The organism is Spirosoma flavum, assembly GCF_042686045.1.
GTDB lineage: Bacteria > Bacteroidota > Bacteroidia > Cytophagales > Spirosomataceae > Spirosoma > Spirosoma flavum.
Map to the genome: position 1 here is coordinate 627,779 of NZ_JBHUOM010000002.1, position 20,005 is coordinate 647,783.

At 43.8% G+C, this 20,005-nt stretch carries 15 protein-coding genes; 2 read left to right on the top strand and 13 right to left on the bottom strand.

Going from position 1 to position 20,005, the window contains the following annotated elements:
• Positions 1-6 precede the first annotated feature (6 nt).
• Complete coding sequence (locus tag ACFS25_RS08080) at positions 7-630, bottom strand: acyltransferase (RefSeq protein ID WP_381498427.1); 624 nt, start codon at positions 628-630, stop codon at positions 7-9.
• Positions 631-1,284: 654 nt separating this feature from the next.
• Here ACFS25_RS08080 and ACFS25_RS08085 point away from each other — a divergent pair.
• The gene (locus ACFS25_RS08085; protein WP_381498430.1) at positions 1,285-1,929 is read left to right on the top strand and encodes a hypothetical protein; all 645 of its coding nucleotides are present in this window, start codon (positions 1,285-1,287) and stop codon (positions 1,927-1,929) included.
• 60 nt (positions 1,930-1,989) lie between these two features.
• Here the strand turns inward: ACFS25_RS08085 and ACFS25_RS08090 are convergent, their stop codons facing one another.
• The 4 genes from ACFS25_RS08090 to ACFS25_RS08105 all read right to left on the bottom strand — a co-directional run bounded on the left by ACFS25_RS08090 (position 1,990) and on the right by ACFS25_RS08105 (position 6,106).
• A complete protein-coding gene (locus tag ACFS25_RS08090) occupies positions 1,990-3,219 on the bottom strand; it encodes a glycosyltransferase family 2 protein (protein WP_381498434.1) in 1,230 nt (409 codons plus the stop codon).
• Between the two features lie 2 nt (positions 3,220-3,221).
• Positions 3,222-4,394: a glycosyltransferase family 4 protein gene (locus tag ACFS25_RS08095; protein ID WP_381498436.1), complete on the bottom strand. Its 1,173-nt coding sequence runs from the start codon at positions 4,392-4,394 to the stop codon at positions 3,222-3,224.
• A gap of 85 nt (positions 4,395-4,479) precedes the next feature.
• A complete protein-coding gene (locus ACFS25_RS08100; RefSeq protein ID WP_381498439.1) occupies positions 4,480-5,544 on the bottom strand; it encodes a sugar transferase in 1,065 nt (354 codons plus the stop codon).
• Between the two features lie 127 nt (positions 5,545-5,671).
• Entirely contained in the window at positions 5,672-6,106 is a 435-nt protein-coding gene (locus ACFS25_RS08105) for a response regulator (protein ID WP_381498442.1), read from the bottom strand.
• 545 nt (positions 6,107-6,651) lie between these two features.
• Here ACFS25_RS08105 and ACFS25_RS08110 point away from each other — a divergent pair.
• Complete coding sequence (locus ACFS25_RS08110) at positions 6,652-6,963, top strand: hypothetical protein (protein ID WP_381498445.1); 312 nt, start codon at positions 6,652-6,654, stop codon at positions 6,961-6,963.
• Between the two features lie 86 nt (positions 6,964-7,049).
• Here ACFS25_RS08110 and ACFS25_RS08115 read toward each other — a convergent pair whose 3' ends face one another.
• From ACFS25_RS08115 to ACFS25_RS08150, 8 genes are all read right to left on the bottom strand, one after another.
• On the bottom strand, positions 7,050-8,162 hold the full coding sequence (locus ACFS25_RS08115) for a hybrid sensor histidine kinase/response regulator (RefSeq protein ID WP_381498448.1): 1,113 nt from the start codon (positions 8,160-8,162) through the stop codon (positions 7,050-7,052).
• Between the two features lie 102 nt (positions 8,163-8,264).
• A complete protein-coding gene (locus tag ACFS25_RS08120; RefSeq protein ID WP_381498451.1) occupies positions 8,265-9,092 on the bottom strand; it encodes a CheR family methyltransferase in 828 nt (275 codons plus the stop codon).
• Positions 9,093-9,094: 2 nt separating this feature from the next.
• Complete coding sequence (locus ACFS25_RS08125) at positions 9,095-12,529, bottom strand: response regulator (protein WP_381498454.1); 3,435 nt, start codon at positions 12,527-12,529, stop codon at positions 9,095-9,097.
• A gap of 400 nt (positions 12,530-12,929) precedes the next feature.
• Positions 12,930-13,535, bottom strand: coding sequence for a chemotaxis protein CheB (locus ACFS25_RS08130; RefSeq protein ID WP_381498456.1), 606 nt, complete (start codon positions 13,533-13,535; stop codon positions 12,930-12,932).
• Positions 13,517-14,326, bottom strand: a complete 810-nt coding sequence (locus ACFS25_RS08135; RefSeq protein ID WP_381498460.1) for a CheR family methyltransferase — start codon at positions 14,324-14,326, stop codon at positions 13,517-13,519. The genes ACFS25_RS08130 and ACFS25_RS08135 overlap by 19 nt, the downstream gene beginning before the upstream one ends.
• A 16-nt stretch (positions 14,327-14,342) precedes the next feature.
• Positions 14,343-14,708 carry a response regulator gene (locus ACFS25_RS08140; RefSeq protein ID WP_381498462.1) on the bottom strand — a complete coding sequence of 122 codons (366 nt, stop codon included), beginning with the start codon at positions 14,706-14,708 and terminating at the stop codon, positions 14,343-14,345.
• A 70-nt stretch (positions 14,709-14,778) separates the two neighbouring features.
• The gene (locus ACFS25_RS08145) at positions 14,779-18,375 is read right to left on the bottom strand and encodes a response regulator (RefSeq protein ID WP_381498465.1); all 3,597 of its coding nucleotides are present in this window, start codon (positions 18,373-18,375) and stop codon (positions 14,779-14,781) included.
• Positions 18,376-18,395: 20 nt separating this feature from the next.
• Positions 18,396-19,988 (bottom strand): hybrid sensor histidine kinase/response regulator, encoded by a 1,593-nt coding sequence (locus ACFS25_RS08150; RefSeq protein ID WP_381498468.1) that lies wholly within the window; start codon positions 19,986-19,988, stop codon positions 18,396-18,398.
• Positions 19,989-20,005 lie beyond the last annotated feature (17 nt).

Genomic DNA, 20,005 nt, shown 5'->3' on the forward strand with positions numbered 1-20,005 from the left:
GTTAGTTTACGATGAACCCGCTTTTATCCAGGACTGGCACGCCTGATCATAATATTTAATCACTTTGGCTGGATTTCCTGCTACGACCGAGTAGGCGGGAACATCTTTCGTAACGATGCTTCCGGCTGCTACAACGGCATGTTTGCCAATTTGTACACCAGCCGTAATGACAGCGTTAGCACCAATCCAGCATTCATCGTCAATCAAAATAGGAAGTGCGGTAACGGGCTGTAATCCAATGGGTAAATCAATGGCCTGGTAACCGTGATTAAGGCCGGAAATGACAACATGTTGGGCAATAAGTACTTGATTGCCAATAGTAACTGGTCCAATAATAACGCTGCCAATGCCAATGCGTGAATACTCGCCGATGATCACATCACCCACCCCGTTATTGATGACACAATAATCTTCGACGGTAGACATTTGCCCCAGTTCAAACTTGCGGAAAGGTAAAATGTCCATCCGGGCTGAACTGCAAACATGAGATCCTGCGCCTTTTTTGTGTACCCATGGATTTACCACCCAGCTTACCCAATGACGTGGTCGGGCTTTGTTTCTGGGAATAAGTAGGTAATGGATCCAGCCTTTAACCCGACTGTTTTGATTTATTAACTCAACAATACTCATAGGTATACGGGATTGGCCGATACTAATTGACTCTTATATAAATTATTGATAGCCTCTTTTCGCATTAAACTGAATTTCCTCCGACAATCATGCTTTTTCCAATAGCCAAACACTATTATCCATAGCTGGATAGCCGCAATGAAAAAGGCAAAACTCTTAGGATATATAGACAACAAGAAATTTACCTATGTCATATGTAGAATATAGTTTATTTTAAAATAGATACTATTTGTTAAGTAAATGTATATATTTCCGAAAAATAAAAAACAAATAATACATCAGTTTGTTCATTTACGGGATTATATGCAGACTATTTTAGAGAGAGTCGGGGGAAGTATGAGCCTACACGGTCCTGCAAGTTGCCGTATTATGAATCCAGGAACGATCTAATGGGCCGGCAAGCGGCTTCTTCAACCAACTGTTTTCTGTTTATAGTGGCACAAGTAATGCAATGACCTAGCTGCCAGGCCAGGTTGGTAAACTAAATTGGCTCTACTCCGGCAGTTTACGTTCTGATTGTTAGCCGCTAATACAGCCCTGCAATCTGTATTTTTCTTCATGATAAAGCCAGGTTCAAATAACCACCTGAAGTGAAACAGCCGGATTCCACGCCTGATCAATTGCTTTCTTATTAATAGATACGACCTGTAATCGATGATCATCCTCAACCTATTGGTAGCAATTATTCTTGGGTACACGGCTTTCGGAACCGCCTGTCTTTTTTACTTCGCCGTTACGGGTCGTACTGGGGAAATCAAGTGTACAAACAGTATCAATTCTGCCATGTACCAGCAAATCGTTGTTTTGATATCCACGTATAAGGAAGATTGCGTTATCCTGGAATCTGCCCAGTTGTCACTGTTACAAAACTATCAATCGTCGATGTATGACGTTGTTGTTAGTGCTGATTCACTGAAAGCGGCCACTGTAGAAACGTTACGAAAGCTACCTGTTAACGTAATTGAGGTCACAATTGAAAAGCCAACGAGGGCTACTAAGATAGTTCAGATTTTGCTACCCTCCAGAATGTTGCTGTTATGTTGTCTTGTTGTGAGCACGTTACTTAGTGGAGCACTCCAAAATCACTACTTTTTTATGGCTTCGAGCCTCCAACTCATACTGGTGCTTCTGACACTCTATATATCAACGCCCGTCTCATTAATCCGTCAGCTTGCACTAGCCGAACTGCTGAAGCTACAGTTTTATCTTACTAGTTTCTTGAAACCTACTTATAAGATGCAGACGGCTAAAAATCAGTTTCTGCATACTCTCCACAGGTCTAAACAGGTAAATCAGTAAAAGCGTGAACCAGCGTGTCGGCGGGTTTGAGAATCCGACAACACGCTGGTAGCAAAACGACTAATTAGGTTGTAATTCAACATCATCGGCGCGTCGGGCCTTTTCCCAAACCCCCGACGTATTACCCCGCCAGTAACGCAGAAAGCCCAGAATGGCGCACACGTTCATGAAGGTAAAATAAAACGGCACGAATAACGCTTTCACTCGAATCCGTCTATGTTCCAGTCGATAACCTACATAAGCGGCAGTATAAAAGAGGCATTGGCCTATGAAAAATGCTGTCCAGAAAAGCTGTAAAGGACTCATCGGCGTTTGCGGAAATGGTAGAATCAAGGCCAGATTAGTTAGCCAGATCAACGGCAGGCAAAAGGGCGTAACGGCCCAGCGTAATACCCGATGCGACACGTACTGGAACGATAGCCAGCCATAGCGAACAATATTTAGCAAGTACAGCAAACGCATAATGGACTGGAATCCACCGGCGGCAATTCTGATTTTTCGCTTCTTTTCTTCGTCAATTGAAAACGAGGGACGCTCCAAAGCATAGGCGTCTGGCTCATACTCAACCCGGTATCCTTTACCGGCAATTCGTAGTGAGATAATGAAGTCGTCCAGCAGCGTGTCGGGCTCAACAGTTTCGTAGAGTGGCGCGCGTAGCGCAAACAACTCACCGGCGGCTCCAACAACGGTATGCAATTGAGCATCTTTCCGCTTTAAGTAGGACTCATATTTCCAGTACAAGCCTTCGCCAGAACCAGCAGCTGACTCACTGTCAAGGACTTCTATTCGTTTTTCGCCTGCCACAGCGCCAACAGACTCATCCCGAAAATGACGAACAAGGTTTCGGATCGCCCGGCTATTAAGTTGTGTATTGGCATCGCTGAAAACAACAATCGGTGTCATAACGTGCTGCATGGCCCTATTCATAGCGGCCACTTTACCAGCCCGTTCCAGCCCGCCCAACACCTCAATCTGGCTGTCAACGCCAGCGCGTAGGGACTCCAGATAAGCTGTAGAGCCATCGGTTGAGCCTTCTGTAACAAACAAAAGCCGAAGTTTTTCCGCAGGGTAATCTAATTCGCGAGAATTTTTGAGCTTGGCCAGCAGGAAACTCATTTCGTTATAGGCAGCCATAACTAACGTCACCATCGGCGTATAGGAATCATCATCCACAACTGGCCGAAGGGGTTTGAACAGGCTGCGTACTTTGACCAGTAGTGTAATCAGGATTCCGTATCCTACATACGTGTAGGCAACTATGCCTAGGCACAGGAGGAGAAAAAGTTGCATGATTAGTAGACAATTGAATAAGCGTGAGCCCTGGTATTCTGAGCCGCAGGCGCGTGTGTTTTATAGGTGGCAAGTAACTGCTGGGCTGTATGTTTCCAGGAAAAGTGGGCGACTCGTTCCTTACCGCGCCGAATCAACAGTTGTCGGAGCAGTGACTTGTCGACAAGTTGATGCATGGCTTCGGCGATACTTTGGGGCTGGTGTGGATCGACCAGCAATGCGGCATCACCGGCTATTTCTGGCATAGCGGTCAGGGTACTCGTAATAACGGGCGTGCCACAAGCCATAGCTTCTAAGATTGGCAAACCAAATTCTTCACTGATTGATGGAAATAGAAAAACTTCCGCCAGTGTATACAGGGCCGGTAAATCGTCATTGTGAATAGTACCGATAAACTGACAACGTTCCTGTACAAACGCGTACTCATCAGTTGTCAGTAATGGCTTTATTAAGCTGGAAAGTTCACCACTAATTATCAGGCTAATACCTGGATTCGTTCGACCGTACTTGATGAATGCCTGTAAAACGTTTTTACTGTTTTTACGCGGGTCTGTACTTCCAAAAAAGAAAAAATAACGATCAGGTAATTGATAAGCTTTCCGTACGCTGGCTAAGCGGTCATGAGTCACCGGATCATTAAACCGATTACTAACGCCATTATACAGCACATCGATTTGGGCCTTGGGGATGTTTAGCGCTTCTTTAATTTGCTGAGCCGCAAATCTGGAAACTGTTAGAACGTTGCTGCTGCGGTTAATTAACCGGCCAACCAGCATAGTGCGGTATTGATCTCCAAAACGTTGGTAAGCTGAAGCTGTATTAATGCCCGATGTTTGCCTCAAGAACAGTACATCATGCAACGTCACAATTAATGGTACGCCCGTTAGTCGTGGAGCTATATTACTGGTACAATGCAACACATCTAACTGATAGGTACGCAAGGCTTTGGGCAGTGCCACCTGCTCCCAATAAATAGAGTTCACCCCCGGTACGCTTACTAGCGTAAAGTTACTGTGAATAGTAAGAAACTTTTTATTTTCGCCTGGGCAAACGAATATAAAATACGTATTTACGTGGTCTATTTGCTGGAGTGCCTGAATGAGTTCCAGTGCCGTAATATCTGTTTCGTGTTTGTGCGGGTTCAGCAAGTGCTGAGCTTCGATTCCAATTCTCATACACTTGTCTTTAGCGTTAGTAAATCATCAGGTTACCTTACCTTGACTAGAAGCGAGGGTAATCAGAGAAACAAGCAGTACAGATTTATACATTTTCTTTCTGAAAAACGGCTTTGACGGTCCTGATTAAAATGATCAGATCCGTTTTAAATGAATAGGTTTTAGCGTAGAGTGCATCCAGTTGAATACGTTCCTGATCTGATACGCCAGCCTTTCCTCGTTTCGTGACCTGCCAAAGACCCGTCAGGCCAGCGGGTGCGGCAAACCGTCGGGCATAGGCTGTTGTGGTTAATTTTTCGGCCTCGTAAGGTGGTAATGGCCGATTGCCAACAAAAGACATGTCGCCTTTAAGAATATTAATAAGCTGGGGTAATTCGTCGATACTGCTATTGCGCAGAAATTTGCCGAGCCGAGTTACCCGGGGATCTTCCTTGAATTTCATGAACATAGCCTTTGCTTTTCGAGTGCGCTGAACTTGTTTTTCGCACACTTGCATATTGTCCTGAAACATCGGCTGCTGGCAGGGGGTATTGGCTAGTTGACACGCTTCGCACAGTTCGCCGGGAGCCTGTTCGGGCAGGGCCGATTTGTACATGTTCTGCGATGCCATACCGGCTATTAGCTTATCAGCTCCGGTGCTCATTGTCCGAAACTTATACATAAAGAACAGCTTATAACCCATGCCAATCCGCTTGGATTTGTAAAAAATAGGCCCTTTCGAGTCAAGGCGGATTAAAGCCGCCACCACAATTAACAAGGGTGATATGGCTAATAAAACGCTGAATGATACGATGATATCAAACAGTCGTTTTCCAATTGGAATCCGTTGGCTTCGGGAGTTATCCACTTCGCCCTCTAATTCATTGTATTTCTTACGGCGAATGAGGTAAGCTAACCGTTGCCGGAGAGCCGTTTCGTCGAAGTCCAGTGGGAATATGTCAATAATAGGATGCCCTTCCGCCTGAACGTTTGTGTCGGTTTCTGCATTGGCAGTGAGCAACATGGTTGAGAATTCACGATGAATTCTAGTCGAATCAATGATATTTAAAAATTTGAGGCCGCCCAGGGCATCATTGATAATTACTAAATCGACAGCTTCACTTCCCTGTAACCGCATGATAGCTGCCGCCCGGCTGGAAACAGTCGTCATTGTTATCATCTGAGAAAAAGCCTGCTTAAATTCAGATGCTCTTTGAGGGTCACTTTCGACGTACAAGACGTGAAAATCTTTCTCTTTTGGTATTGATTCCGAAAGCATACAATTTTAGAAAGAGTTACTAACGAAGTGGAGTTAAACGCGTTGAGTCAAAATTTGATCGAAAATTCTGCCGCTCAGTAGTCCGGCGTAGCAGGGCCTTAATTTTAGCTTTCACCTCCAAAGGATTGAACGGTTTCACAATAAAATCATCGGCTCCCTGTTCTATGCAGCTGATTTTTAGTGAGCTATCTTCCATACTTGATAGCACAATGATTGGTACGTTACGGTAAAGTGAGCTATTCCTAATCAGGCCAATTAGCTCCTGTCCATCCAATAGCGGCATCCGTAAATCCGTAAGGATAATATCAGGCACATTCCCTTTTTCCAACCATGCCATAGCTTCTATCCCGTTTGTGCAGGAACTAAGCTCAAATTCTGCGCTTAATGTGTGCTGGATAATTTTCCTTATGTAGACATCGTCGTCTACATGAAGCACATGATATCGGGTTTCCATCAATATATATTTGTTTCGAAAAAATGAGGATTCTATTCAAATATAGTAAACTATAAGTTTATTTGTAAGAAAAAAAGTAAATATAAAGATAGTTTATTGATTACTAAGTGATTTATGTAGAAATATTTATTGATTATATAAATAAAATTATAGTTAGCGAGCACATATATACCAAATTGGGTATGGAAACGTGACTATTACTTGCCTTTAATGATCTTTGGCTTATCAGATCTTATTATTCATTCTGAAAAAAAGTAAAAACATTATACAGACGGTAACTTATATTTACCATATTATCGCTTTGTGTCTCAATTAATTAATCCTTTATAATTGACCTATATTTTATCCTACAGTTTAAGCAGTTGATATTATGTACTATTTAATTAATTAAAACCGTAAAAGGTAAAGTTATAATTGTTAAATTTGGCTAGTAGTAATTTTTGGTGACTTTGGTAATCCTACCCTTTATTAGTAATAAAGCTTGTTAGTATGCTCTGGTAAGCTTCATCGGGTAATGCTTGGCCCTTAATAAAAGCCTATAAAGAATGATCTGGAAACTATATAAAATGATGGCGACGATACTTTTTCGGTGCACTATCCTTGCCTGTTTTAGTGCAGATGCTTCCGGCCAAATTGAAGTGCAGACACAAAAGATTCGCCGACTTAGCCGGATTGTTAGTTGTGTGAGACAGTATTACGGACTACACCCTAACTTCGTTATGGACAGATATGGTAATATTGAGATCTATCTTAAACAGCACCTTTCTGAGCAGGATTGGGCTCTTTTAGCTCAACTACAGGTTATTAAACTCACGCCCGTTCATAGTCACCACAATCAGGTTTTAGATATTGCTTAACCTATACGGTTCACTTTCTATCATAATCTTATTCCTGTTTAAGTAACGTTCAGAGAGAAAGTAGCGCAAAACGGATAGTTCACCTGTTATTTACGCCAGTCAAATAACACTGTACACCCTGCCCCCGGCGCCGTAACCACCCGAAGTGTTCCGCCTTGCTCTTCCACAAGCATTTTAAGAATATTAAGTCCAACTCCAGTACTACTTTCCCGTTGCGAATGCCCGCTTGGTTGGAAAAGCTGGAAGAGGTGGATTTGCTGTTCGTTCGTCATTCCAGGGCCGTTATCCCGAACAAAGAACTCGATGAAATCCCCCTTGTCATTACAGCCAACGTCAATTTGACCCTGAGCTTTGTCATTGTATTTAATGGCATTACTCAACAGGTTTTGAAAGACCTGCTGCAACTTTACTTTTTTGGTGTAAAGCACCGGCATCGGTTCAATAATATGAATTTGGATATGTTTTGGCGGAAACAGCAAGTGGCTTGTTTGTGCTAGAAGTTCGGAGACAGATACCTCTTCAGATGCTTGTTGATCAATGCTTTGCCGCGAATACTCCAATATAGTACTGATCATTGTGGAGAGGTGATACCCGGCCTCTTTTAAATCACCAACATAGTCGGCTAGTTCACTCTGGCCAACGGGGTGGCTATCGTTCGTACTTTCTAATAAGTGCAATAAGGTGATTAAGCCGGTAAGGGGCGATTTAAGATCATGGGCGACTATATATACGAACTTTTCCAGCTGTTTATTAATCGTTGCCAGATCAACCGCCGATCGTTTCAATGCCTGCTGGTAGAACCATAACTGCTCGAATACATTTACTTTAGCCTTGGTTACATTACTGTCCAGGGGTTTGGACAGATAATCAACCGCACCTTCTTCAAAGCCTTTCAGTACATACTGTTCTTCCTTATTGATAGCCGTTACAAAAATGATGGAAATATCGCGGGTCTTTGGATTAGTTTTTAAGAACTTGGCCACTTCAAATCCGTCCATGTCAGGCATCTGCACGTCCAGCATAATCAGGCCAATCTGATCATTCTTTAAGGCATATTTAAGTGCTTCGTTCCCGGAGGTTGCTTTAATGAACTGACGATCACCATTATCCAGCAGTTCTTCCAGAACAAGCAGGTTTTCATCCCGATCATCGACTAGGAGTATTGTAAATGGATTAGATTGTTTCGTAGAGGTTAACATCAAATAGAACTAATTAAAATATGTGTCGGTAAAAATTAGTGGTGAACGTGTAAACGAGTCGCTGAGTTAGTCATGGGAATCAATACATAGATGTTCTTCAGCTCATCGTGTGCGTCGAAAAATTTTGGCATCAGAACTAACTGTTTCAAACTGCGCTCGCAGGTCAGTAAATAAGAGTGATTCTCTGGGACCGATGGCTAAGTAGCCCAACGATGATAGACTATCGTGAAAAAGCCGGATGACATGATTTTGCAGATCTTTGTTGAAATATATCAGCACATTGCGACAGCATACCAGTTGAAACTCATTAAAAACCCGGTCTGTCACTAAGTTATGTTGCACAAATAGTATCGAATCTCTAAAACTCTTGTGCATTATTGCGTGATCGTGATGAGTTGAATAATACGTTGAAAAATCACCGGTGCCACCCGCCTGACGATAATTGAGCGCATATTCATTCATGTAGTGTAATGGTACTAAACCTTGCCTGGCTTTTTCTAGATTGGTGGGGTTTATATCGGTTGCATAGATGCGGCAGCGATCCAGCAGATTAGCCTCTTTTAACATAATAGCCATCGAATACACTTCCTCACCGGTGGAGCAGCCAGCGTGCCATATTTTAATATTTGGGTATGAGGCTAATAGTGGTAATACCTTTTCGCGCAGACTTGCATAAAATGGCGGGTCGCGAAACATTTCGGTCACGTTTACCATAATTGCCCGTAAAAACCAGGCAAAAAATTCGGAATCGTTGGCGAGCTGAAACTGGAGGTCAGAGGCCGATCGAATAGTAACCAGGCTCATACAGCGCACTATTCGGCGTTTTAAGGAAGCCTGGGCGTAATTGGTGAAATCATACCCATAAACAACCTTGATAAGCGTTAGAATCTCTTCCAGTTCTGTGGTGCTAAGTTTGCAATCCAGATTCATAGTCAGGCGGGCATCCAAACAGTCATCACCGTTAGTAATTGGTTAATATCCAGTGGCTTGGTAATGTAATCTGATGCGCCAGCTTCAATGCATTTCTCCCGGTCGCCCGGCATCGCTTTGGCGGTCAGAGCAATTATTGGCAGATCTACAAAGCGCTTATCTGTACGAATCCGTCGCGTGGCCTCATACCCATCCATAGTTGGCATCATAATATCCATCAGAACCAGATCTATCTTAGGGTTCTCGTTAAGGGTTTCAATGGCTTCCTGTCCATCGCTGGCGGTAACAACCGATAGTTTATTTTCTTCCAGTAATGTGCTGATAGAAAACACGTTACGCATATCATCATCAACCAGCAATACGGTTTTTCCCTGCCAGTTTGTTTGGGTCAACAACGGGGGATCAGTGGTTAGAGGTGGATTTATGGATGGAGGTAAGGGATGGATGAGATTTTCCTGTTGAACTTTATACAGAAACAAATCCAACTGATCCATCAATCGATCTTTCGCCTGAACAGAGTTATAAACGACCGTATCAGACAGTTTCTTTAACTGCAATTCATCGAAATCGGAGAGATCTTTGTCTAAATAAATGATTACCGGAATCTGATCGTTCTGCATGGCAGCCTGCAACTGGCGTAACTTGTGAAGGCCCGGTTCCAGGTCTTTACCGATGTCAGCGATTACGCAGTCGTAAGCCTTTTCATGCACTTTTTGCAGCGCTTCATCATTTAAAACGGCATAATCGCATGTAATGTCGAAGTGTCTTTCATCAATCAGTTTCGTCAGTGAGTTATCCGGTAAGTAGTCGCCTGATAGCACCAGCACGTTTTTTATCTGCTCAGTAATACGGTTGTTGATTCGGGTAAAGGCATCTTCCAGATCCTGTTTTGTAAGCGGTTTCTGAATATAAGCCAGCGCCCCCTGCAGTGCCACTTTGGGCGCATCGTTTGCCGATATAACATGAACAGGAATTCGGTTTAAATGCGTATCGTCCTTGAGCAGTTTTAGTACGCTTATGCCGTCTAAAACGGGTAGTTGTAAATCCAGAATGATAGCCGACGGTTCATACCGTCGGGCATAAGCCAAGCCCTCGTCGCCCTGCAAAGCCACCAATGTTTTATACCCTTTGGCGCGGGCAAAGTCCTGTACGATGCTGGCAAAACGAACATCATCTTCTATAATGAGCATTACCTTATCACCTTTTTGCAGGTTTTCCCGATCATCAGCAATGGTACTTTGCTGCGTTAGAGTGGTTGGGTAATTGGTGCCATTGATGCTGGTTGACCTCACCAGCGGCTGAGACGTTGCAATAGATGGCGGGTTAAAATCAGTTGTTGAACTTTCTACTGACAGAGGTAGCCATATGGTAAATGTACTTCCCTTGCCATCTTCGCTTTGCAGGGTAATTTCGCCCCCCAGCCGTTTTATCAATTCCCGACTAATGGACAATCCCAGACCCGTTCCGCCATATTTGCGGCTGGTTGAACCGTCTACCTGCTGAAAAGCTTCAAAAATAAGTTGTTGTTTATCGGAGGGAATACCAATCCCTGTATCTGAAACAGCAATGGCCAGCAGCGAGGTTTCCTTACGAAGATCCTGCCGGGTGAGTGAAGGAACGCCCTGTTCTACCGAGAAAGACAATGTGATTTTACCATCGCGTGGGGTAAACTTGAACGCATTGGATAATAGGTTTTTGAGAATCTGTTCTAATCTCAATCGGTCAGTAGTTACCTCCGCCGGTACAGATTCGTCTATTTTTGTAATTAGCTGTACCTTTTTTTCCTCGGCCACTACGGTGAACAACTGGGTAAGGTCTCGCAAAATACTTTTTACCGATACCGTTTCACGATGTACTTCGATATGACCGGCTTCGATTTTAGCCAGATCCAATATATCGTTGATGAGTTTTAGCAGATCATTACCCGATTTATAAATGACATTGGCATATTCGATTTGCTTTATCGTGAGGTTTTCTAGTTTATTATCTGCCAGGAGCTTGGCCAGAATCAGCACGCTGTTTAAAGGCGTTCGCAACTCGTGCGACATATTAGCTAAAAAGGCAGATTTGTATTGACTGGTCACTTCTAATTCTCTGGCTTTCAGGGAAAGTGATTGCCGGGCAATTTCAACTGCTTCATTTTTCTCTACTAATTCAGCATTAATCTGACGTAGTTCCTCCTGCTGAACGGTCAGTTCTTCCTCCGATGACTGCAAGTTTTCGGCGTGACGCAACAAAGATTCATTGGATTGTCGCAGTTCTTCCTGCTGATCGGCAACCAGTTCATTTTGTTGTTGCACCCGTTGTAAAAGTGTGCGCACCTGCTCGTGAGTTTGTGCTGAATTAATGGCTACCGCCAGCGACTCCATCAGGCGTTTAAGCAGATTTATAACAGGCGGCTCCAGTGTTCGGAAGGAAACCAGCTCAAGCACGCCAATGAGTTCTTTATCTTTACGATACCACAAAGGCACCAGCACTAACTGGCCCGGTTGAGCCTGTCCACTACCCGATTCCAACTGCCAGTATTCGGTCGGTACCTGATTAATAATCGACATTTTTTGACTCTTAGCTGCCTGTCCTATCAGCCCTTCGTCCAGAGTAAATTTACTGGCTACGTTAGCCGGCAAGCCCACGGCTGCTACTCGCTCCAGATAATGTCCTGCCGAATTGTATAAGTACACAGCTCCAGCGGGTAAGTCAAGGTGAGCAGTCAATGTGGCAATAATATTTCTGGCCATATCCTGAGGACTTTCCTGATCCTGCAAACTGTGGCTAATAGCCGACAGGCCAGAGAGTTGCCAGTTTCGTTCTTCGCTCTCCTGATTGTAAGTTTGCAGCGTTGCCAAATTAGTCTTCAATTCCCGTTCGGCTCGGCGACGTTTTCGGAACTCTTCAAAAATGACTAATATTAAAATAGCAATGTTAATAACGGCGACTAGAACCGCTACCCACATAGCACACTCTTCCATGTAGTCGGTATCGGCTTCTTTCTGTTTCCGAACCAGCAACTCTTGTTGAGATTGTTGCTTGATTTGTGTCAACTGGCTGCGAATATTGTCCAGTTGGCTGATGTCCCCCGCCAGATAAGCAATCGTTGCCTTTTCAACCTGATTGAATCGATTCAGTTGGGAGGGTTCCAAAGCCAGTAGATCTTTCAGATCGCTAAGTATTCGATCGATGGCTGATAGCGTCAGTGGGGAAGAATATGATCTGGGTATGGAAGTAATGGCCGCGTTAGGTTGACCAGTGTTCTTGATTTCCAGTAATGTTAGTTGAAGGCTGGCAATCTGTTCCGCTATTTTTTCAACTTTTGTGGAATGTACCAGTAACGCATCATGCCTCCGAAAAGCACTAAAATAGAGTATAATTATTACTGGTACGGTTAGAAAGGTAAGGGCAGTTCCAACATAAATTCGACCAGCTAAAGACTTTATCATTTACCGTATACTGTTATTTTAAACAATAAAGATTTGAATTTTACTATTAGAAAACAAAATTTATCTGATTAAATATATTTAATATATAAGGATAGCACCTATCGAACTGGTCGATTAGAGTTCTCTTAGTAGCCAATTTGTTCTAATCAGTTGACCTCGCAAGTCTATTAACAGACTAAAAGAATAGCTAATCCCTGGTCTGGGCCGATAGAGTTTGTGCCATCTTTCTGTTGTAAAGAAAGAATTGGTTAGCGGCTATAGTGAGGTGATACGTCAGCAATAATTCAACGAATAGTAGATAGGCAGTAAAGTGAGGTTCTCAAACCTGACTAATCCATTTAAATAAGTACAGAGTAATGAAATGGTAGGCCGATAAACCAGCGATTCCAATTGGGCCAGTTCAGAGAGGTAAAACGTAGGAATCAGTGTTTATGGATTTTATAAAAGCAATTAATTCTGGTATGTTAAGGATATGATCAACCGGAGTATGTAGAATAGCTTGTTGCGGCATAAAGGCAACCTGGGCAGTTTCGGGCTGCTGAACGACCAGAAGGCCCCCCGCTTTTTTAACAGCTTTTAGCCCCAATGTGCCATCTGAGTTAGCCCCTGAAAGCAAAATTCCGACTAGTGAGGAACCATACACATCGGCTGCCGATTCGAACGTAACATCTATGGATGGACGACTATAATTGACTTTTTCAGAATCGTCCAGCGAGAAAAAATCACCCTGTTCGATCAGCAGATGGTAGTCGGCAGGAGCCAGATAAATGGTCCCTGGCTCAATTGCATCTTTATCGTCTACTTCGTGCAGGGGGCTGGTTGTTTTAAGCGAAAACAAGTTGGCCAATGTAGAGTCAGCCGTATTTTTACGATGCAGGACAATGATCAGAGCGAACGATAAAGGGGTCGGTAGCGCTGGCAGTAGGCTAAGCAGTATCTCAATACTGCCCGTAGAACCACCCATAACGACGACTTTGTACTTTTTGACTAGCCTATTTTCCGCCATATCTTTTCGCTAGCTATTTGCCTGTACCTTGGCTGTAAGGTTGAGAATTTTATTGTTTCCTTAGCCCCTAAGGCTAAATATCCAAGCGGCCCGATACTCTCGTCGAAAAGTGTAAATACTCGCTCTTGTAAGGCTTTGTCGAAGTAGATCAACACATTACGGCATAGAATTAAATCAAATTCGTTAAACGACCAATCTGATACCAGGTTGTGTGTTGAAAAAACCACTTTTTCGGTTAAGTCATTCCTAAATTTAACGTGGCCGTACTTTGCTGTATAGTAGGATGAAAAATCACTTGTTCCTCCTGACAGAATATAATTTTCTGAGTACTGTTTCATCGGCGTTATCGTAAAGATACCTTCCCGAGCCCTCTCCAGAACTTCCGGGTTTAGATCAGTAGCATATAGCAACGATTTATGAAGCAAATTGGCTTCTTTAAGTAGGATAGCCATCGAATACACTTCCTCTCCCGTTGAGCAACCCGCGTGCCAGATGCGAATGAAGGGCTTAGCTGACAGTGTAGGCAACACCTCTGTTCGAAGGGTTTTGTAAAATAGCGGATCGCGGAACATTTCAGTCACGTTGACTGTCAGCTCCTCTACAAAACGCTTTAGATAATCCACATCCGACCGGAGTTGGTAGCGAAGTTCGGCGAAACTGGGATATTTATCCAGTAGCCACAGTCGATTAATCCGTCGCTTTAAAGAAGCTCGGGCATAGTGGGTAAAGTCGTACCCATGTACCTCAAATAGATCAGTTAGTAACAAATCAATTTCTTCCTCCTCAATCATACTAGCACACTATTTGTTAACTACGTGACAAAAGAAGTAACAATCGATCCACATCAATTGGCTTCGGTATATAATCCGTTGCTCCCGCCCGAAGGCATTTTTCCCGGTCTCCAACCATTGCCTGAGCGGTTACCGAGAAGATAGGCGTATTTTTCCGGTTATCCAGATTTTTGATGCGCGGAATGGCTTCGTAGCCGTCCATGTAAGGCATCATCATGTCAATGAGAATCACATCAATTACTTCATTGGTTTTCAATAAATCCAGCGCTTCCTGAGCATTGCTGCACGCGATACAATCGAATGATTTTGCCCGTAAGGTAGCCGTAAGGGCAAAAATATTTCTGGAATCGTCGTCAATGATCAAGACTCGTTTTTTGCTCATTTTGTTAGTTTTAAGAGACTAATTCGGCTCGTTTCCATCGTGATATAATCGGCTACCCGGCCCTACTTTTTTACGATCGATCATAGAGCCAAACGCGTAATAATGATATAAGTTGCTCAATGTCAACGGGTTTTGTAATGTAATCGGAAGCTCCAGCCTGAATGCACTTTTCCCGGTCGCCGGTCATTGCTTTGGCTGTAACGGCAATAACAGGTAAGGTCTTCCACTGATAATTTTCGCGAATTTTTCGGGCCGTTTCGTATCCGTCCATCTTAGGCATCATCATATCCAGTAAAACGACATCAATGGCTGGGTTTTCGTCTAATTTTTGTAGAGCTTCTTTCCCGTCCAGTGCGGCTATTACGGTCATATTATACTGTTCCAGGGCTTTTGACAGAGAGAAGATATTCCGTACATCGTCATCGGCTATCAGTACTGTTTTTTCGTTGAGTACCTGGCTCAGAGCACCAAGCTTTCTGGCTGCGCCGTTCTTGCCGGTAGCCTGTTTATTTTCCTCAACTAAATGCAGGAAAAGCGAAACTTCGTCGAGCATACGTTGGTAGGAGTGGGCCGTCTTGACAATAATCGAGTCTGCATATTTTTTCATTTTAAGCTCCTCGGACATTGACAGACTTTTGCCAGTAAAGATGATGATGGGCAGGTTTTCCAATCCTGGGTTTTTCCTGGCTTCTTCCAGCGTTTCGCAGGCATTCGTATCGGGAATCCCCATATCCAGAATCACGCAGTCTACTTCTTCACGCTTCAGCGCGTCGATGCCTTCTGAAATGGTGCTTTTTAGTTCAGAAATGATGTTGTAAGTCTCCAGAAAATAAGCCAGTGCTTTGGCATGTATGGCATTATCTTCAATGATCAGAACTTTTTTGGGGTCGCGGTTAAGTACCTGTTCAATCTTTTTGAAGACTTCCTGGAGTTGTTCGAAAGCTACCGGTTTATCCACGAAATCAACGGCACCTTTCAACAGACTTTCATTCTTCATATTGTGAGACGACATGATATGCACCGGAATGGGCCGGGTTTGGGGATTTGCTTTCAGCGCATCCATTACCTCCCAGCCACTCATAACCGGCAGTTGAATATCCAGCAGGATACCAAGTGGTTTGTAGATAGCGGCCAGCCTTAGGCCCTCATCGCCCTGAACAGCTACAATACCTTTGTAGCCCTTTTTGCGCGCATAATCCAGCAGCGATTTGGCAAAGTTCAGATCGTCTTCAATAATCAGGATTGTTTTATCCTGATTGGTAACGCCATCACGATCATCTGAAATAGCTGCTGGAACATTGGCATTGATATAAGATGAAGCCGGACGTGTTTCGACGGATGGCGACTTTGCTATCGGGCTATAATTTTCCTGAACTGAAGGAGACGGAGCATCTTTATAAAGAGGTAAGTGTATCGTAAACTCACTGCCCTTACTTATCTGGCTGGAAAGAGTAATTTCGCCCCCAAGCAATTTCGCCAGTTCGCGGCTAATGGATAAGCCTAAACCCGTTCCGCCGTATTTTCGTTTGGTCGAACCATCTGCCTGCTGAAAAGCCTCAAAGACAAGGGGTTGTTTTTCGGGAGAGATACCAATACCGGTGTCCTTAACCGCAAAACTAACCGTATCTGGTTCTGAAGGCTGTCGTTTAATTGTGAGCGTAACATGTCCACTCGATGTGAATTTGAGCGCGTTAGAGAGTAAGTTTTTGAGAATCTGCCCTAACCGCATATGGTCAGTATTGATAATCGACGGCACATCTGGCTCAACGGTAATGGTGAAATCCAGCCCTTTCTCTTTCGCCAGCAAGCCAAAGAGAGCCTGTAATTCATCCGTAATTTCGGTAATAGAAACAGCCTGATAATCGAGTTGCATTTGACCGGCTTCGATTTTGGACAAGTCCAATATCTCATCAATCAAACCAAGTAAGCCATTACCCGATGATTGAATTACACGGGCATATTCCACTTGATCATTCGTGAGGGTTTCATCGTGATTTTCGGCCAGTAAACGACTTAAGAGCAAAATAGAGTTGAGTGGGGTCCGGAGTTCATGCGACATGTTAGCTAGAAATTCTGATTTATACCGGGTCGTTACTTCCAACTCGTCGGCTTTCTTCTGAATCTCATCATTTTTCTCTTCCAGCAGGAGGCCACGTTCTTCAAGTTCGGTGTTAGTTTGTTGCAACTCTTCCTGCTGAACCCGCAGTTCTTCTTCGGATGCCTGTAGTTTTTGGGCCTGCATTTCCAGCTCCGCATTCAGATTTTCCAACTCGCTGTGTTGAGCCTGTAATTCTTCTCCCTGAGCCTGAGTCTCTTCCAGAAAGTTCTGCAACTTGCTATAATCCAGGGCGGAATTGATGCCGATAGCGATGGCTTCCAGATTGTGTTCTAAAAAGTCGACTTCCAGCGGGTCAGGGTCTCGTAGAAGCCCCAGCTCAATGGCACCTATGCACACATCGGCGTAAACCAGGGGAGCAATGACCAGGGCGGATGGAAGAGAACTACCCAGGGAGGAGGTTATCTGGCTATAATCGGGAGGTAAATTCTGAACAATAATTGTTTTTTTACGCTCAATAACCTGTCCAATAAGCCCTTCTCCGGCTCTAATAGTAGTGGGCACGTATTGGGCGGCATAACTACCGGCCAGGTTAAAACGTAGGTCGTTATCAATCAGGTAGATCGTGCCCAACGGCGCATTTACGTAGTTGGTGATGGTATCGATCAGGCGGTTTGCCAGTTTGGGCAGATCCTTTTCGCCCCGAATGGCATCGCTCAGTTTTACTGCACCGGTTTGCAGCCAGTTTTTATTTTTTAAATCAGTAAACGTTTGTTCGAGCGAGGTCGCCATTTGGTTTAGCGCCTTCGAAATGCGTCCCAGCTCATCATCTCGCGAATCTACACTTCGCACAGAGTAATCCCCCCCGGCGATTCCCCGGGTTATTTCTTCCATAACCGCAATACGTCCCGCCGTTTCAATGTATTTTTCGTCGGCTAGTTTCTGTTGGATAATCCGGTTATCCAGATCTCTTCTGATTCTAAAATACGTGCTAATCGTGATGAGTATGGATACAATAGCCGCGATAATTAGCAGAAAGGGGGTATAGGTGATGTAAATCTGTTGCTGTTCAACGCGATTATTAAGTAGATTTTCCTCCTCGGTTTTTATCTGGCTGATAACTAATCTGAGAGCATCCATAATTTGTTTGCCCTTTACCATTTCTCTATGCCGCTCAGCCGTATCCCGCATGAACCCTTTGTCTCGTTTTGATAGGGCGATAATCCGTCTCATTTGCGCAAATTTGGCTTCATACAAGTTTTTTGCTTTGTCAAGATTCCTCTGCTGGACCGGATTATCGGGGGTCAACGAACGAACCCGGTTATAACTGGTCGTTACTTTTTCGTAACTGCCAGTATAAGGTTGTAAAAAAAGAGGATCGAGAGTAACCAGATAGCCGCGCTGACCCGTTTCCGCATCCTTCATGTAAGAAATAATGTTCTCGGATTCGATCAGTACCTGATTGGTATGATTGACTAATTGGGAATTGCTGATTAGCTTTTGACTGCTGTAGAACGACGCGACGAGGCTAATCAGGAGTAAGAGTGTCGAAAGCGAAAAGACAATTTGTAGTTGTCGGATAACCGAGTTCGATGTGGATGTCTGTGGCATGAGTAAGTAATTAACAACGTTCACCTTGCTTCATTAGCCGGTATCGAACTAGCTTGTTTGATCGGTAAAACGAAAATAAAACGGGCTCCTTCATTAACTCGGCTTTGGGCCGAAATGATACCATGATGCTTGTCGATATTTTTTTTGACAATAGACAGACCAATACCCGTGCCTTCGTAGCTGGTTTGGCTGTGCAATCGCTGAAAAATAATGAAAATTCGGTTCAGGAATTTTTCATCAAAACCAATGCCATTATCGCATACGGTAATCCGGCAAAAATCACCCGTAGCCGAGGGAGTACTGTCAATTGCCTTACTGTCAACTCGTTCTGCGCTAATGTGAATAGCGGGAGGCTGATCTGGTTTGGCAAACTTGAGCGCATTACTAAGCAGATTTTGGAAAACCTGCCGTATTCGAGTCGGTACGGCGTCAATAATGGGTAATGAATCAACCGTAACAATAGCCTCTTTCTGGCTGATTAGTTCGTCGAAATCCAGTAGTAGTTCTTTGAGTAAATCAGTAAGATTGGTTGGTTGAAACGGCTCAGGAACTGATAATTCCGAATAGGCTAATAGATCTTTAATGAGGTTAGCCATACGTGCCGAAGACTGAATCGATCGGTCAAGATAGGCAGATGCTTCGGGGTTATTACTGAGGTATTTTGTTTTAATAGTGTCGTTGAGCAGCTGTATTTTTCGGAGTGGCTCTCTCAGGTCATGCGATACAACCCAGGTGAATTGCTGAAGCTCATGATTGATTCGCTCTAATTCCATATTCTTTATTAGGAGCTCATTCGTCCTTAAATTGACTTGCTGTTCTAGTAATTCGGCTGCCTGTTTTTGCGGGTGAATATCCGTAAAAGTGCCAATCCAACGAGTCAGTACGCCTTGCTGGTAAATGGGGATTATCCGGAGTAAATGATAGACATACGCCCCTGTAGCCAGTGCTTTCAGGCGTACTTCGCGTATGAACTCGGTCCCGCTATCCAATGAATTAGTCCAATCGTTCCAGAAGTCATCATCTGGGTGCGTTGTCGGAAATGTCGTTGAATCGGTGGCGTAGTGAAACCAGTGCTTATTAACATACTCGATTCGGTTATCTGGAGCTACACTAAACGCCATTTGCGGCAAAGAGGCCAGGACAACCTGTAGCTCCTGCATGCGCTCTGCCAATTCATCCTGCGCCTGTTTCCGAACGTCGATTTCCTTGCGTAGCGAAACTTGAGCAGCCCTGAGTTCCTGTTGCTGGTTGTACAGTTTGTGAAACGTCTTAACTTTTAAGACCAGAATATCAGGGTCAGCGGGTTTTGTCAAATAGTCTATGCCTCCTGATGTGTAGCCTTTGGTAATGAATTTTTTATCAGTATTAACGGCTGATAGAAAGATAATGGATGTGTCTTTGGCTTTACTGAATCCTGCAATGGCATTGGCAACTTCATAGCCGTCCATGTCAGGCATCTGCACATCAAGAATAATAACCGAATAATCGGTTTTAAGAATTTTCTTTAACGCTTCTTCTCCCGATTCGGCGGTATCGACCGAAAAGCTGTGCAATTCGAGAATTTTTTTTAGGGGAAGGATATTCTCGGGCCTATCATCAACAAGAAGAATCATGTGTAACGGTTAGTAAA